We start from the raw sequence: 15,536 nt of genomic DNA on the forward strand, positions 1-15,536 counted from the left end.
TCCCCTCGCCAAGTGAGCGCCCCATGTCCGACGCCGAAACGCCGCTCCCCCTCCCCTTGCTCGAAGACGACGCTCTGGACCTGCTCGATGACTTTCTCGAGGAGCGCGCCGGTCCCGATGCGCTGGACCTGATCGGCGCCCACGGCTTCCTGGTCGCGCTGGCGGTGGCGCCGCGGGATGTCGAGGCTGCCGCCTGGGTCGCGGAGCTGTTTCACGGCACCCCCGAGTTCGAAAGCGACCAGGAAAGGGAGATCATCCTGGGCCTGCTCGAGCAGCTCAGGACCAACGCTATCGGCGTGCTGGAAGGCGGCGGTCTTCCCGAGCTGCCCTTCGAGCTGACGCTGGACGGCATGGCGGCGGAAGAGACGCCCATCGGCGACTGGTGTGCCGGCTTCATGGAAGGCGTCTTCCTCGACGAGGCCGCCTGGTTCGAGGGCGATGAAGAAACCGTGGCCACACTGCTGTTGCCCTTCATGGCGCTGTCGGGACTGTTCGCCGACGAGCCCGACATGGCCGATCTGGCCGGGGAAGGCGAGCGACTCGAGCGCCTGGTCGGTCAATTGCCGGAACTGGTGCTGGATCTGTACCTGCACTTCCGGGTACCGCCGGACACCCCCAAGCCCAAGCCCCGCGGCAAGGCGCCAGCCGGCGGCAGGGGTGGCAAGGCAGGCCACAAGGGTCATGGCAACAAGGGCCCTGGCAACAAGAGCAAGGGCGGCCAGGGCAGACCCCAGGCCAAAGGCCCCAAAGGCAAGCGATAGCGAATAACAGGCCAAGCGCTAGCGAATAACAGGCCAAGCGATAGCGCGTCACAGGCCAATCGATAGCGCGTCACAGGCCAGGCGCTGGTCAGCACCGGAGCAAGCGATAGCCGGCACCTCAGCGCAAGCGGGTCAGCCAGCCATCAAGGGTGCCGTACAGCCAGGTCCTGATCCTGGCCCACCAGGAGCGGCGCGCCCAGCTTTCCCGGGTGATCTCCCGACTCGCCGCGAAATTGCGCTCGAACAGCGCCGCGACCTCGTCGGCCAGGACGGCGTCCTCGACCTCCTGATTGGCCTCGAGGTTCCACTGCAGGCTCCAGTGGTCGAAATTGCAGGACCCCAGGCTGACCCAGTCATCGGCGACCACGAACTTGGCGTGGATGAAGCTTGGCTGGAACTCGTAGATGCGCACCCCTGCTCGCAGCAACCGAGAGTAGAAGCGTTGCCCGGCGTAGCGGATACCGGGATGGTCGTGGTCCCGTCCTGGCAGCAGCAGGCGCACGTCACGGCCCTTGCGCGCCGCGCGCTGCAGCCTGAGCCTCAGCCCCAGGGTGGGCACAAAGTAGGGCGTACACAGCCACAGGCGCCGTTCGGCGCGGGCGATTCGTTCCTGCAGTGAGTGGCGAATGGCCTGAAAGCGGTACCCCCGCCCCCAGATCACCCGCGCCCTGACTCCAGGGTCATGGCGCCTCTCGCCACTCGACGACGGCAGCGCCGGCGCCTGCGGGGCGCCTCTGGTCAGCGGCGAGTTCCACACCTGGGCAAACAGCGCCACCCAGTCGTCCACCACCGGGCCCTCGACACGAACGGCCACCTCGAACCAGGCCGCCAGGAACTCATCGACGGCGCCAAAGCCCCCGGTAAAGGCCAGTCGCTGATCCACCACCACCAGCTTGCGATGATCACGACTGACGTTGCGTCCCAGCGAGTGCCAGCCCAGCGGGTTGAAGTCCCGCAACCACACGCCGGATGCGATCAGGCGTTCTCTATCCTGGCCTGAAAGCCCCATGGCGCCGAAACCGTCCAACAGTAGATAGACGGCGACGCCGCGCTGCGATGCGGCCACCAGCGCCTCGATGACGCGGTCGGCCAGTTCGCCGGACTCCATCAGATAAAGTTCGATCAGCACGCTTTGACGGGCCTCGGCCACCGCCTCGAACAGCGCCGGCAGGAAGCGATCGGCCTCCGGCAATAGATCGACGCGATTATGCTGTCGCCACGCGGTGGTCATGCTGCACGTCTCCCTGGCGGTGTTACATCAAGCGGATATCAAGCAGATCATGGCGCCACCCTACCCGATCGTTATACTGACGGCACGACATGGATGGCCCGCAGACGGTCCTCGCCTACTGCCCCGAACAACGGAATTGCTATGCCTGGCATGCTTCGCGCACCGCTGCGCCGACTCATCGAACTGTGGACCGAGGTTCGGCTGGCGGAACCGACGCCGGATAAACTGGCGCTGGATCCGCAGCTGCCGACGCTCTATGTGCTACCGCGCCCCTCGCTGAGCGACGCCCTGCTGCTGGACAGCTACTGCCAACGTCATGGCCTGCCCCCGGCGCGTGGCCGGTTGGCGCTGCCCGACAGCAACCTGCCGCGCTGCGTGGCGCTGCCGGCACGCCGGTTCCGGCTGTGGCCGGGCCAAGCCACCGGTGTCGCGCCCTTCACCGAGCTGATCACCAGCGACACCCGGATACAGCTGGTGCCCGTCAGTGTGTTCTGGGGGCGAGCCCCGGGCAAGGACTTCGGTCTCTGGCATCTGCTGGCAGCGGACAGCTGGCGCCTGACCGGACGACTGCGGCGAGCGCTGTCGGTGCTGGTCAACGGCCGCGACGTGGAAATCCAGTTCGGCGCCCCGCTGCACCTCGAAGAACTGCATGACGGTGACGCCCCACGCACCAACCGCAAGGCGGCAAGGCTGTTGCGGGTACACTTTCGCCGGGTGCGTACGCGGGTACTGGGGCCAGACCTGTCGCACCGCAGCACGATGATCCAGGGAGTGGTGGCAAGCGACGAGGTGCGTCGGGAGATCGACCAACTGGCAGAGAAGGCCAGCTCACGCAAACGACTCAAGCGACGCGCCAGACGCTATGGCCACGAGATCGCCGCCAACATGACCTATCCGGTGCTGCGCTTTCTGGCCGGCGCCTTGAAGCGCCTGTGGAACCGGCTCTACGACGGCGTCGACGTCAATGGTCTGGAAGAGGTCAAGGCCCTGGCCGAGGATCACACCCTGATCTACGTGCCCTGCCACCGCAGCCATATCGACTACCTGCTGCTGTCCTACGTGCTCTACCGCGAAGGCTTGATGCCGCCCCACATCGCCGCAGGACGCAACCTTGACATGCCGTTGATCGGCCCTTTGCTGAGACGTGGTGGCGCCTTCTTCCTGCGTCGCAGCTTTCGCGACAACCGCCTCTACGGCGCGGTGTTCAACGAATATCTGCACCGCCTGCTGGCCCGGGGCTATCCGATGGAGTACTTCATCGAAGGCGGTCGTTCCCGCAGCGGTCGCATGCTCACGCCTCGTCCCGGCATGCTGGCGATGACACTGCGGTCCTTCCTGCGCTGCCAGCGGGTCGACGAGCGGCCGATGGTCTTTGTTCCGGTCTATATCGGCTACGAGCGTATTCTCGAGAACTCCAGCTACCAGCGCGAACTGGGCGGTGGCAAGAAGCGCAAGGAGTCCCCGCTGGATCTGCTGCGGGTGCTCGGACGTCTGCGCGAGCCCTACGGCCGGGTATCGGTCAATATCGGCGAGCCGCTGCCCATCGGGGGCTTTCTCGATAGCCACGCCCCCGGCTGGCGAGACGACGAGTCGCCGCGCCCCGACTGGCTGGCACCGACGGTCACCACGCTTGGCAGATCCCTGACCCGGCGCATCAACCGGGTGGCGGCGCTGAATGCCATCAACCTGACAGGCCTAGCGCTACTCTCGTCGCCGCACCGCGCCCTGGAGTACGCCACCCTGACCGACCAGCTCGCCCTGCTCTGTCGCCTGGCCGACAGCCCCGCCTGCGGCGAAAGACCCAGTCTGCCCGACGAGTCTCCGGAAGCCTGCATCGCCAGGGCGGTGGACCTGGACATGGTCGAGCGCCACGCCCATAGCCTTGGTGACATCGTTAGCGCCACGCCCGAGCAAGCGGCACTGCTGGCCTGGTATCGCAACAACGTGCTGCACCTGTTCGCCCTGCCGGCGCTGGTCGCCTTCGCCTTTCGCAGCCGCCACCAACGCAGCCTCCACGAACTCTGCGACCTGTTGACGCCGCTTTGGCCACCGCTGGCCCGGGAGTTCTGTGTCGATGAAAGCGCGGACATGAAGGAACGCCTCGCGGCCATTCTTGCCGTCCAGGTGGACCTGGGGCTGCTGGAGCGCCATGGCGAAGGCTTTACGCCGGTGGAAAGCCTCGAAGGCCGAGAACGCCTCGAGCTGATCGGCCGCATGATCCAGCCATCGCTGGAGCGCAACGCCCTGCTGATCGAGGTGCTGCTGCGATCCGGATCGGGGGCACTGGACCGGGCCACCCTGAAGGAGCGCTCGCGTGCGCTGTCGGAACGCCTTGGACTGCTCAGCGGTCGCGAGGCACCGGAGTTCTTCGACCCCAAGCTGTTCGAGACCCTGATCGATACCCTGGAACAGGAAGGCTGGGTGTGGCTCGAGCAGGACCGGCTGCACTTCGACGAGTGCCTCAAGCGCGCGGCCCAGCGGGCCTCACGCCTGCTCGACGCCTCGCTGCGACGGCGGCTGGCGTTGATCAGCCGTCACCGCGAGGAGGCCGTCGAGACTCCCTCGGAGGTCAGCGCTCAGCCTTGAGCGAGCGGTGCACGTAGATGTCGTAGCGGCTGGTCTTCTCCTCGAGTCGATGCCTCGGCTCGGGGCCTGCTATGGCAGGCGCCTTGCGCGGACGCTTGACCACCACGCGGTGACTGGCGACGTCCAGCGCCGCTTCCAATAGCCGCGGTGCATCGTCATCGTCCCCCGCCAACTCGCGAAACACACGCATCTCCTTCTTGACCAGGGCCGACTTGTCGCGGTGGGGGAACATCGGGTCCAGGTGGATCACCTCCGGGGCTACCCCGGCCGCTGCCACGATGGCGCCAAGCTCACGACTGCTGTCGCCGTGGGCAAGGTGCATGTGCGCCGCCGCTTCCTGAGTGTCGCTATCCTCCCGGGCACGCCGGAGTCCGTCATCCAGCAGGGCCGCAATCGCGGCTACCCGCTCGATCAGCAGCACCTCGGCGCCCAGGCTCGCCAGCACGAAGGCGTCACGGCCTAGACCCGCGGTGGCATCGATGATGCTCGGGGTGACGCCCTTGGCCAGACCACAGGCCCGAGCTACCAGCTGACCGCGCCCGCCGCCGAAACGCCGTCGGTGGCCGGCTCGCCCACCGACGAAGTCCACCCACAGCGGCTTGCCATAGCGGGCCTCGTCACCGACCAGCACCAGCCGCCCCTGGTCATCCCGTTCCAGCGCCAGCGCCGCCTCGGGGTCGGTGTCCAACACGAAGGGCAGCGCCAGGTCAGGGCTCAGGCGAACACTCACGAACGCGCCTTTCGCTCGGTCTTCTTCCAGGCCACCTGATCGCGCAGATAGACGGGCTGGGCGTCATGGGGACGCTGGGCATCGCCTGCGGCAAAGACCTCGACGGCCAGGCGCACCATGTCCTCGGCGGCAGGGTCGACATCGGTCACGGTCAGATTGAGGCTGGCCTGGATCTCGGCGGGCATCTGATCCCACAGCGCCCAGCCAGACCCCAGCCCCACCCAATCATGGTCTTCATGCTCGCGGGGCAGCACCAGTCGCTCGGGCGGCAGCACCGCTTCGTCCATCAGTGCCAACGGCCGCCCATCCTCGACCCGCCAGGCACCGACGTAGATTTCGCCCATGCGGGCGTCCAGCGCGGTGACCATGTAGCGATAGCGATGGCGCAGGTGGCCGCCCAGCGCCAGTGCCTCCAGCGTCGATACACCGACCAGCGGGCGGTCCAGTCCGTAGGCCAGCCCCTGGGCCACACCCGCGGCAATCCTCAAGCCTGTGAAGGAGCCTGGTCCGCGCCCGTAGGCCACGGCGTCCAGTTCGCTGGCCGCCACCCCGGCCTCGGCCAGCACTTCGTCGACCATCGGCAACAGACGGCGGGTATGCTCTCGCGGGGTCTGCGCAAAACGCGCTATCAACTCGTCCGGGCTACCCTCCTGGCGACGCAGCAGGGCCGCGGAGCAGGCGCTCGAGGAGGCATCGAGGGCCACAATCAAGGTCATGTCAGGCTCATCCTGGTAGTGAATCCGGCACATTATAAACGACTCACGGCCCGCCTTGGGGCGAGCCGTGAGTCGAATGCAGCAAGCGTGGTGCGGTAGATCAGCCTTCGAGGGCCTCGCGCACCTGACGGGTGATGTCATCGACACTCCCCACGCCTTCCACGCGATGATAGCGCGGGGCATCCTCAGGCGCCTGCTGGGCCCATTGCTGGTAGTAGCCCACCAGCGGCTCGGTCTGCTCGTGGTAGACCGACAGACGATTGCGAACGGTATTCTCGCGATCATCATCACGCTGAACCAGCGCCTCGCCGGTCACATCATCCTTGCCGTCTTCCTTGGGCGGATTGTGGTCGACGTGGTAGACGCGGCCGGACGCCGGGTGGACCCGACGACCCGCCAAACGATTGACGATTTCCTCGTCGGCCACGGCGATCTCGAGCACGTGATCGATCTTGACGCCACCTTCCTTCATGGCATCGGCCTGGGGAATGGTGCGCGGGAAGCCGTCAAACAGGAAACCGTTGGCGCAGTCAGGCTGGGTGATGCGTTCCTTGACCAGGGCGATGATGATGTCATCGGAGACCAGGCCACCGGTGGTCATGATTTCCTTCACCTTGAGGCCCAGTTCACTGCCTTCCTTGACCGCTGCACGCAGCATGTCACCAGTGGAAATCTGTGGGATATCGTAGCGCTCACAGATGAATTGGGCCTGGGTGCCCTTGCCGGCACCCGGGGCACCCAAGAGGATCAAACGCATCGTTGGAACTCCTTCGAGAAAGCGAAAAGTCGGGGTGAAGAATGGGTTAAGCGAACAATACCCGTGCCGTCTTGGCGACACAACCTGAGGTTACTCGCAACTCACCGAAAACCTGCAGAAAAAGCGTTTAACATCAAGCTGCTGGCATCTAGATTGCACTTTGGTCAGGAGTCATAGAAGCGTCACGATTCGCCCGGCCTGGCACATCCACATGGCACGCTGTCAGAGCTGACGGCAGGACGAGAAACGGCGCCTTGCGGCGCCGTTCTGTTCTCGCATTCGGCCTGAATTACAGCAGAAGGCGACGCACGTCGGTCAACAACTGTCCCAGCAACGCGGTGAAGCGAGCGGCATCGGCGCCGTTGACGGCACGGTGGTCATAGGACAGCGACAGCGGCATCATCAGTCGCGGCTGGAAGTCCGCGCCATTCCACACCGGCTTCATCGACGCCTTGGAGACCCCGAGGATCGCCACCTCAGGCGGGTTCACGATGGGCGTGAAGGCGGTCCCGCCGATGGAGCCCAGGCTCGAGATGGTGAAGCAACCACCGGTCATCTCGTCACGCTTGAGCTTCTTCGACTGAGCCTTCTTGGCCAGCTCCACCGACTCCTTGGCCAGGTCGATCAGCGACTTCTTGTCGGCATCACGGATCACCGGCACCATCAGGCCATCGGGCGTATCCACGGCGATACCGATGTGCACGTACTTCTTCTGCACCACGGTCTCGCCGTCGGCCTTGAGGCTGACGTTGAACTGCGGGTACTTGTTCAAGGCATAGGCGCACGCCTTGATCAGGAACGGCAGCGGAGTCAGCTTGGCGCCCTGGGCTTCCGCCTCGGCCTTCATCGACTTGCGGAAGGCCTCGAGCTCGGTGATGTCCGCCTCGTCGAACTGCGTGACGTGGGGAATATTGACCCAGCTGCGATGCAGATTGTTGGCGCCCATCTTCATCAGGCGGCCCATCTGCTTCTCTTCGATCTCGCCGAACTGGCTGAAGTCCTGATCCGGGATCGGCGGAATGCCAGAGCCCCCGGCAGCAGGTGCCGCAGCGGCGTCGCTCTTGCCCTTGCCCTGGTTGGCCATGGCCTGCTTGACGTAGTTCTGCACGTCTTCCTTGAGCACTCGGTCCTTGGGACCGGAGGGCTTCACCAGGGCCAGGTCGACACCCAGTTCGCGGGCCAGCATGCGCACCGCAGGGCCGGCGTGGACGCTCTTGGCATCACGCGGCTTGTCGGCCACCGCAGAGCCCTGACCGGACGCCGCCTGCTGCTTGGGCGCGTCCTTCTTCGGGGCATCCTTTTTCGGGGCGTCCTTCTTGGGAGCGTCCTTCTTCGGCGCCTTCTTCTTGGGCGCCGCGCCGGCGACCTCGATGTAGCCGATCAGGTCACCCTCGGAGACACTGTCGCCTTCCTTCACCGACAGCTCCACCACCTTGCCCTTGAACGGACTCGGCACGTCCATGGAGGCCTTGTCGGACTCCAGGGTGATCAGGGCGTCCTCGACGTCCACCTCGTCACCTTCGCTGACGGCCATCTCGATGATCGGCACGTCGCTGGAACCGGACAGGTCGGGGACACGAACCTCCTGACGACCACCTTCGGCGGCCTCGTCGTCGGAATCGTCCTCTTCCTGCTCTTCCGACGCGCTTTCGGCGGACTCGGCTGCACTATCATCGGCAGACTCATCGGCCGACTCATCGGCAGAGTCGTCATCGCCATCATCGCCTTCACCGGCGACTTCCATGGAGCCGATGACGTCACCTTCGGAGACGGTATCCCCTTCCTTGACGTTCAGGCTGACCAACTTGCCGGCGTGGGGACTCGGCACGTCCATGGAGGCCTTGTCGGACTCCAGGGTGATCAGGGTGTCTTCCTCGCCGACCTCGTCGCCTTCGGACACCGCCACCTCGATGATCTCGACGTCGCTGGAGCCACCCAGGTCCGGCACCTTGATCTCGACGGTCTTGCTGCCACCGCCGCTCTTCTTCTTCGGTGCCGGCTTGTCGTCGGACTTGGGCGCTTCCTGCTCGTCGCCGCCGGAATCGGCCTGCGACTCTTCAGCCGAATCGGCGTCGGCGTCAGCATCCTCGTCGGCGTCGCCACCACCTTCGGCCTCGATCTCGACGATGTCATCGCCTTCCGAGACGGTGTCGCCTTCCTTGACCAGAACCTTGAGGACCTTGCCGCCCTTGGGCGCCGGCACGTCCATGCTGGCCTTGTCGGATTCCAGGGTAATCAGGGTGTCTTCCGGCTCGATCACGTCACCTTCGGACACCGCGACTTCGATGATTTCCACATCGGTGTCACCACCGATATCGGGCACTTTGATGATTTCGCTACTCAAGGTCGCGCTCCTTCAAACTCTTGACGGAGGCGGGCCACCGGCCCGCCATGCCACCGGACAGTCCAACCGATGCCTTACACCTCGAGCGGGTTGGGCTTATTCGGGTCGATGTCGTACTTCTTGAGTGCCTCGGCCACGACCTTGCGGTCGATCTCGTCACGATCGGCCAACGCCTTGAGCGCCGCCACGGTGACGTAGTAGCGGTCGACCTCGAAGAACCGGCGAAGCGCTTCGCGGGTGTCGGAGCGACCATAGCCGTCGGTGCCCAGTACATGATAGTCGGTCGGCACCCAGGCGCGGACCTGGTCGGCGTACAGCTTCATGTAGTCGGTCGAGGCGATCGCCGGTCCCTTGCGCCCTTCCAGACACTTGGTGACGTGAGGCTTCTCGGGGTCGGCATCCGGGTTGATGAAGGCCTGACGATCCAGCCCCAGGGCCTCGCGGCGCAGCTCATTGAAGCTGGTCACGCTCCAGATGTCGGAGCCCACACCCCACTCTTCGGCCAGTATCTCGGCGGCAGCCTCGACCTCGCGCAGGATGGTACCGGAGCCCAGCAGCTGGACGTGGCCCTTCTTGCCCTTGGTCTCGCGCAGCAGGTACATGCCCTTGATGATGTCCTCGGCGGGAATCTCCTCGAGCTCGGGGTGCTCGTAGTTCTCGTTCATCAGGGTCAGGTAGTAGAAGCAGTTTTCCTTGTCGGAGAACATCCGCTTCAGACCATCCTGCACGATGACCGCGACTTCGTGCCCGTAGGTCGGGTCATAGGTGCGGCAGTTCGGGATCATCGCTGCCTGCAGCAGGCTGTGACCGTCCTGGTGCTGGAGACCCTCGCCGTTGAGCGTGGTACGACCGGCGGTACCACCGCACAGGAAGCCGCGAGCCTGCATGTCACCGGCGGCCCAGGCCAGATCACCGATCCGCTGGAAGCCGAACATCGAGTAGTAGATGTAGAACGGCAGCAGAGTGGTGTTGTTGTTCGAGTACGAGGTGGCCGCGGCAATCCAGGCAGACATGGCGCCGGCCTCGGTGATGCCTTCCTCGAGGATCTGACCCTTCTGATCCTCGCGGTAGAACATGATCTGGCCCTTGTCGACCGGCTCGTACTTCTGGCCTTCGGAGGTGTAGATACCGAGCTGACGGAACATGCCCTCCATACCGAAGGTGCGCGCCTCGTCGGGGATGATCGGGACCACCCGCTTGCCGATCTTCTTGTCCTTGACCAGGCCATTGAGGATCCGCACGAAGGCCATGGTGGTGGACACTTCGCGGCCCTTGGAGCCGCCGGTCTGGGAGGCGAAGGTCTTGTCATCGAGGCCGGGAATCTCGAGCGCCTCGAAGTCATTGCGACGGCTCGGCAGATAGCCGCCCAGCTGTTCGCGCTGATAGTGCATGTACTTCATTTCGGGCGAATCGTCGTCCGGCTTGTAGTACGGCACTTCCTTGAGCTGGTCGTCGGAGATCGGGATGCCGAAGCGATCACGGAAGCGCTTGAGCGCCTCGTACTCCATGGTCTTGACCTGGTGCGCCTCGTTGGCCGCCTCGCCGTCGCCGCCACCCATGCCGTAGCCCTTGACGGTATGCGCCAGGATCACGGTGGGGCGACCATTGGGTTTGGTGGTCGCCTCGTGGTACGCCGCGTAGACCTTGAACGGATCGTGGCCACCGCGATTGAGCTTCCAGATGTCCTCGTCGGACATGTCCTTGACCAGGTCGGCGGTCTCCGGGTACTTGCCGAAGAAGTGCTCACGGGTGTAGGCACCGCCGTTGGCCTTGTAGTTCTGGTAGTCGCCGTCGACCGCCTCGTCCATGCGCTTCTGCAGCATGCCCTTCTTGTCCTTCTCGAAGAGCGGGTCCCAGTGACGACCCCAGACGACCTTGAGCACGTTCCAGCCGGCACCGCGGAAGACACCCTCGAGCTCGTCGATGATGCGGGAGTTGCCGCGCACCGGGCCATCGAGACGCTGCAGGTTGCAGTTGATAACAAAGATCAGATTGTCGAGCTTCTCGCGGCTGGCCAGGTGGATGGCGCCGAGAGATTCCGGCTCGTCACACTCACCGTCGCCCATGAAGCACCAGATCTTGCGATCCTGCATGTCGTGCAGCTCGCGGGAGTGCAGGTACTTCATGACGTGGGCCTGGTAGATCGCCTGGATCGGGCCCAGACCCATGGAAACCGTCGGGAACTGCCAGAACTCCGGCATCAGCCACGGGTGCGGGTAGGATGACAGGCCGTTGCCATCGACTTCCTGGCGGTAGCTGTCCATCTGCTCTTCGGTCAGCCGGCCCTCGAGGTAGGCGCGGGCGTAGATGCCCGGTGCCACGTGACCCTGGATGTAGATCAGGTCGCCTTCGAAGTCGCCGTTGGGGGCACGGAAGAAATGGTTGAAGCCCACGTCGTAGAGAGTCGCGGAGGACATGAAGCTGGCGATGTGGCCACCCAGTCCCGGCTTCGCCTTGTTGTTGCGAATGACCTGAGCGATGGCGTTGTAGCGGATCACCGAGCGAATACGACGCTCCATGAACAGATCGCCAGGCATCGGGGCCTCGCAGTGCACCGGAATGGTGTTGCGATGCGGGGTGGTGACCGAGAAGGGCACCTGCATGCCGTCCTGGCGATAACGGTCGGCGAGCCGCGTCATCAGGTACCGGGCACGATCCTCGCCCTCACGATCCAGAACAGACTCCAGGGAATCCAACCATTCCTGGGTTTCGACCGGATCGAGATCTTCTCTTGAACCAAGACTCATAGAACGTCTCTCCGAATGACGATGGGGGTCCATTGCCCCACGATCGAGGCCAATGAGCGAGCGGGATAGAGGGGGTGATTCCCCGCCCGCCTCGCAGCGTCAGGCATGTAGTAATATTACTAGAATGTCCGTGCCAAACGAGCACGATTGGGCAAGAAGATACCTCAAACGCCCTGCACTGCCAATTGAAGCAGCTATGGAAATATTTTTCAATTACCTCATATTGCACTGCAACACAATGGCTTAACCCAAAGGGGGTATGACTTAAGCGCCTCAAGTCAGCCACTTGTAAACAAACTACCGTTTGACCTGAAGGTGATGGCTCGCGCTATGCCGAAACGATGCATCGCATCTTCATCTAGCGGTGCTGCAAACAGCGCCGCAGGTACGCCCAGTCGAAGGAGGGGCCGGGATCGGTCTTTCGCAGGGGAGCGATTCGCGCGTGACTGGTCAGTCGTTGGGGGGTGATCTCGGGGTAGACGTCAAACAGCGCGTGCAGCACCTGGGCCAGGGCACGGTACTGGGCGTCTCGATAGGGCGACACCTCGTCCCCTTCGAGCTCGATCCCGATCGAGAAGTCGTTGAGCTCGCGGCGCAGGCAATGGCCATCGAACCAGCTGGAGCGTCCCGCGTGCCAGGCCCTCGCCTCGAAGGGCGCAAACTGAACACACTCTCCGTCGCGACGGATCAACAGATGCGCCGAGACCTTGAGTCCGGCGATACTCGCGAAGTAAGGGTGGGCCTCGGGATCCAGACGGTTGGTGAACAGTTCCTCGATGTGCTCGCCGCCGAATTGACCCGGCGGCAGACTGATGGAATGCACCACTACCGCCGATATTTCTCGTTCGGGTCGTTCATTGACGTTGGGCGAAGGCACTCGCCTGGCCCCGTCGAGCCACCCGTCGTGACACTGCATGCTGGTGTCTCCATTGTCTGAATATGGGATCGTCACCTCGCCCACTGACGTCGAGGTGCTAGTGCCCCTATAATGTCGGCTCCACGCGCCGCAATACAGAGATACCCATGCACTTTCAGGACGCCCTTGCCGAAGACATCCGCAACAGTGCCGCTCGCCTGCTGGCCGAGGACGTCGGTCCGGTGGACATCACCGCCCAACTGATTCCCGAAAAGCATCTGGGCAAGGCCCGCGTCATCAGCCGCGAGCCGGCGATACTCTGCGGCGTGGCCTGGGTCGACGAACTGTTCCGCCGCCTCGATCCCCGGGTCGCTCTGACCTGGCACGCCGCGGACGGCGATCGACTGACGCCAAACGAGCCCTTTCTCGAACTGGCCGGCCCCGCACGCAGCCTGCTGACCGGCGAGCGCGCGGCTCTCAACCTGCTGCAGACGCTGTCGGCCACCGCCACGCGCACCCGCCACTACGTCGACCTGCTCGAGGGCACCGGTGTGCGGCTGCTCGACACCCGCAAGACGTTGCCAGGTCTGCGTATCGCCCAGAAGTACGCGGTGGCCTGTGGCGGTGGCTGCAACCATCGGATCGGCCTCTACGACGCCTTCCTGATCAAGGAAAACCATATCTCGGCCTGCGGCGGCATCGCCGGCGCCGTGAAGGAGGCCCGCAGCATCGCGCGTGACCTGACGGTGGAGGTGGAAGTCGAGACCTTCGAGGAACTGGATCAGGCGCTGGCCGCCGGCGCCGACGTGATCATGCTCGACAACTTCTCACTGGATGACATGCGAGAAGCGGTGCGCCGCGTCGCAGGCCAGGCGACGCTGGAGGCGTCCGGCAATGTCGACGAGACGACGCTGAAAGCCATCGCCCAGACAGGTGTCGACTGCATCTCGAGCGGTGCACTGACCAAGGACGTGAAAGCCATCGACCTGTCCATGCGCATGGTCGAGGAAGGCCCGGCAGGCTGACGCCCTGCCCGTTTCGAGAAGCGATCCCCCGGCCTGGACCCTGGCCCATACCTGGGGGCTATTCTTGAAGGGCACTCTCGGGGGCACTCCTGGAGATTACTCTCAGGGGGCTCTCCAGCGGGGGGGGTCTCCAGCGTCCAGCGGGGCCAGCGTCCAGCGGGGGGCATTCCAACGTCCAGCGGAGGTCACTCCAACGGCTTGCTCATGCATAGCCGTGGCAGCAGCTCTCCGGCGCGCTCGACCCACTCTTCACCGTGGGATTCCCAGCCAGCGTCGAGCAGTGGCTCTGCCAGCATCAGGCTGGCTTCGATGATCATCCGCCGGGCGCCGGCGTTTCTCAGGCGCTCCTCGGCAAGCGACAGCAAGCGGCCGCCGATGCCCTGGCCGGTCAGCGAGGGCCACACATAGAGCGTCTCGACGCGCGCGCGACCGGGGTCCAACTCGACAAAGCCGACGCAGCGACCGTCACACTCGGCCACCAGGGTAGTAAACAATGCCTGACGAGCACGCCAGGCGGAACCGTCCCTGGGCAGCGCCGAAGCCCAGGCCTGACGCTGGGCCAGGCTGTAGTGGCGACTGGCCCCCATCATGACGGCGTGATAGAACACTTCGGCCTGATCCGAGCCATCCTTGGCGAGGGCCTCACGATAGTGAATACGGGAACGTCGCTCGACCGGCATGGCTTGCGACATTCTGGGTTCGGACATGTAGGGAACTCCTGCAGGACTGGAGACGGATAATCCGGCGCGTCGAGGTTCGCCAAGCCTAATCAGATAACGGGCGCGATCCAACACTCCTGACCACCCTGATGCCCGGCGACGCTGTTTCATGCCCAACTGGAGCTTTGTCATGTCACGATACCTGCAAGCACGTTGCTGGAGCCATTCAGGTCAACCCTGACCCACTTCCTGCGTCATCAGAGTTTCGACATCAGAGCATCGACGTAACAGCATCCACATCAACGCCTCGACATCAGAGCCTCACCAGATCATGCCCGACGACTTCTATACCCTGACGCCCATCGGCACCATACGCAGCGACTTCCCGGACAAGTTCGGCGTACCCCGTCAGCCAGGGCTTGCAGAAGATGCCAGAGCTCGTCTAGTGCTGGAGGGCGACTTCGCCGATCCCATGGCCGTACGTGGGCTGGAGGGGTTCAGCCACCTGTGGCTGACCTTCATCTTTCACCTTAGTCCGCCCCACTGGAAAGCGATGGTCCGTCCGCCTCGACTGGGAGGAAATGCACGAATAGGCGTATTTGCCAGCCGCAGCACCCACCGCCCCAACCGTCTCGGGCTCTCGCTGGTGGAGTTGATCGACATCGATACGCGCGACGGCGTCAGCCTGGTGCTCAAGAGCGCCGATCTGGTCGACGGCACACCAGTGGTGGATATCAAGCCATACCTGCCCTGGGCCGAGAGTCGCCCCGACGCCCGTACCGGTTTTGCACCTGAAGCGCCGACGCAGCATCCGGTGGTGTTCTCGGCCGAGGCCGAAGCGGTGCTTTCCAGCAGCGACAACGATGGTTCCTTGCGTCGCTTGATCGCCCAGGTCCTCGCCCAGGACCCGCGCCCCGCCTATCGCAGCAAGGGCAGTGACGACGATCGCCAGTACGGCGTCAGCCTGAGAGGTTTCAACGTGCGTTTTCGCGCCGAAAACGACAAGGGCGCCCTGCGCTTTCGCGTGGACGCCCTTGAAACCGGACAGGAACCAGGACGAGACGACTAACCCGCTGTGCTCGCAACTCCACTGGCCGCAGCATCATATGCCGCTACTTTAACTT

At 64.2% G+C, this 15,536-nt stretch carries 12 protein-coding genes; 4 read left to right on the forward strand and 8 right to left on the reverse strand.

Features of this window, described 5'->3' with window-relative positions; translation table 11 throughout:
* Window positions 1-23: 23 nt before the first annotated feature.
* Window positions 24-761: a YecA family protein gene (locus KUV74_RS07285; RefSeq protein ID WP_222516007.1), complete on the forward strand. Its 738-nt coding sequence runs from the start codon at window positions 24-26 to the stop codon at window positions 759-761.
* Between the two features lie 118 nt (window positions 762-879).
* Here the strand turns inward: KUV74_RS07285 and KUV74_RS07290 are convergent, their stop codons facing one another.
* The gene (locus KUV74_RS07290) at window positions 880-1,992 is read right to left on the reverse strand and encodes a phospholipase D-like domain-containing protein (RefSeq protein ID WP_222516008.1); all 1,113 of its coding nucleotides are present in this window, start codon (window positions 1,990-1,992) and stop codon (window positions 880-882) included.
* Between the two features lie 141 nt (window positions 1,993-2,133).
* On the opposite strand from KUV74_RS07290, the gene plsB reads away from it, so the two are divergent.
* Entirely contained in the window at window positions 2,134-4,578 is a 2,445-nt protein-coding gene (gene plsB, locus KUV74_RS07295) for a glycerol-3-phosphate 1-O-acyltransferase PlsB (protein ID WP_083970407.1), read from the forward strand.
* Here plsB and KUV74_RS07300 read toward each other — a convergent pair.
* The 6 genes from KUV74_RS07300 to ampD form a co-directional block, all read right to left on the reverse strand.
* A complete protein-coding gene (locus KUV74_RS07300) occupies window positions 4,562-5,278 on the reverse strand; it encodes a class I SAM-dependent methyltransferase (RefSeq protein WP_222516137.1) in 717 nt (238 codons plus the stop codon). The two genes, plsB and KUV74_RS07300, sit on opposite strands and share 17 nt — an antisense overlap.
* Before the next feature lie 26 nt (window positions 5,279-5,304).
* On the reverse strand, window positions 5,305-6,024 hold the full coding sequence (gene tsaB, locus KUV74_RS07305) for a tRNA (adenosine(37)-N6)-threonylcarbamoyltransferase complex dimerization subunit type 1 TsaB (protein ID WP_222516009.1): 720 nt from the start codon (window positions 6,022-6,024) through the stop codon (window positions 5,305-5,307).
* A 100-nt stretch (window positions 6,025-6,124) separates the two neighbouring features.
* On the reverse strand, window positions 6,125-6,781 hold the full coding sequence (gene adk, locus KUV74_RS07310; RefSeq protein ID WP_222516010.1) for an adenylate kinase: 657 nt from the start codon (window positions 6,779-6,781) through the stop codon (window positions 6,125-6,127).
* Between the two features lie 289 nt (window positions 6,782-7,070).
* Window positions 7,071-9,125 (reverse strand): pyruvate dehydrogenase complex dihydrolipoyllysine-residue acetyltransferase, encoded by a 2,055-nt coding sequence (gene aceF, locus KUV74_RS07315; protein WP_108448209.1) that lies wholly within the window; start codon window positions 9,123-9,125, stop codon window positions 7,071-7,073.
* Between the two features lie 74 nt (window positions 9,126-9,199).
* Window positions 9,200-11,872 (reverse strand): pyruvate dehydrogenase (acetyl-transferring), homodimeric type, encoded by a 2,673-nt coding sequence (gene aceE, locus KUV74_RS07320; protein ID WP_045992830.1) that lies wholly within the window; start codon window positions 11,870-11,872, stop codon window positions 9,200-9,202.
* Window positions 11,873-12,230: 358 nt separating this feature from the next.
* Complete coding sequence (gene ampD / locus KUV74_RS07325; RefSeq protein WP_222516011.1) at window positions 12,231-12,788, reverse strand: 1,6-anhydro-N-acetylmuramyl-L-alanine amidase AmpD; 558 nt, start codon at window positions 12,786-12,788, stop codon at window positions 12,231-12,233.
* Window positions 12,789-12,895: 107 nt separating this feature from the next.
* Here ampD and nadC point away from each other — a divergent pair, with 107 nt between their 5' ends.
* On the forward strand, window positions 12,896-13,753 hold the full coding sequence (gene nadC, locus KUV74_RS07330) for a carboxylating nicotinate-nucleotide diphosphorylase (RefSeq protein ID WP_222516012.1): 858 nt from the start codon (window positions 12,896-12,898) through the stop codon (window positions 13,751-13,753).
* A gap of 185 nt (window positions 13,754-13,938) precedes the next feature.
* Here the strand turns inward: nadC and KUV74_RS07335 are convergent, their stop codons facing one another.
* Complete coding sequence (locus tag KUV74_RS07335; protein ID WP_045992833.1) at window positions 13,939-14,460, reverse strand: GNAT family N-acetyltransferase; 522 nt, start codon at window positions 14,458-14,460, stop codon at window positions 13,939-13,941.
* A 283-nt stretch (window positions 14,461-14,743) separates the two neighbouring features.
* Between KUV74_RS07335 and tsaA the strand changes: the two genes are divergently transcribed.
* Entirely contained in the window at window positions 14,744-15,481 is a 738-nt protein-coding gene (gene tsaA / locus KUV74_RS07340; protein ID WP_222516013.1) for a tRNA (N6-threonylcarbamoyladenosine(37)-N6)-methyltransferase TrmO, read from the forward strand.
* Window positions 15,482-15,536 lie beyond the last annotated feature (55 nt).

The organism is Halomonas sp. DP1Y21-3 (assembly GCF_019801245.1).
GTDB classification, from domain to species: Bacteria; Pseudomonadota; Gammaproteobacteria; order Pseudomonadales; family Halomonadaceae; genus Halomonas; species Halomonas litopenaei.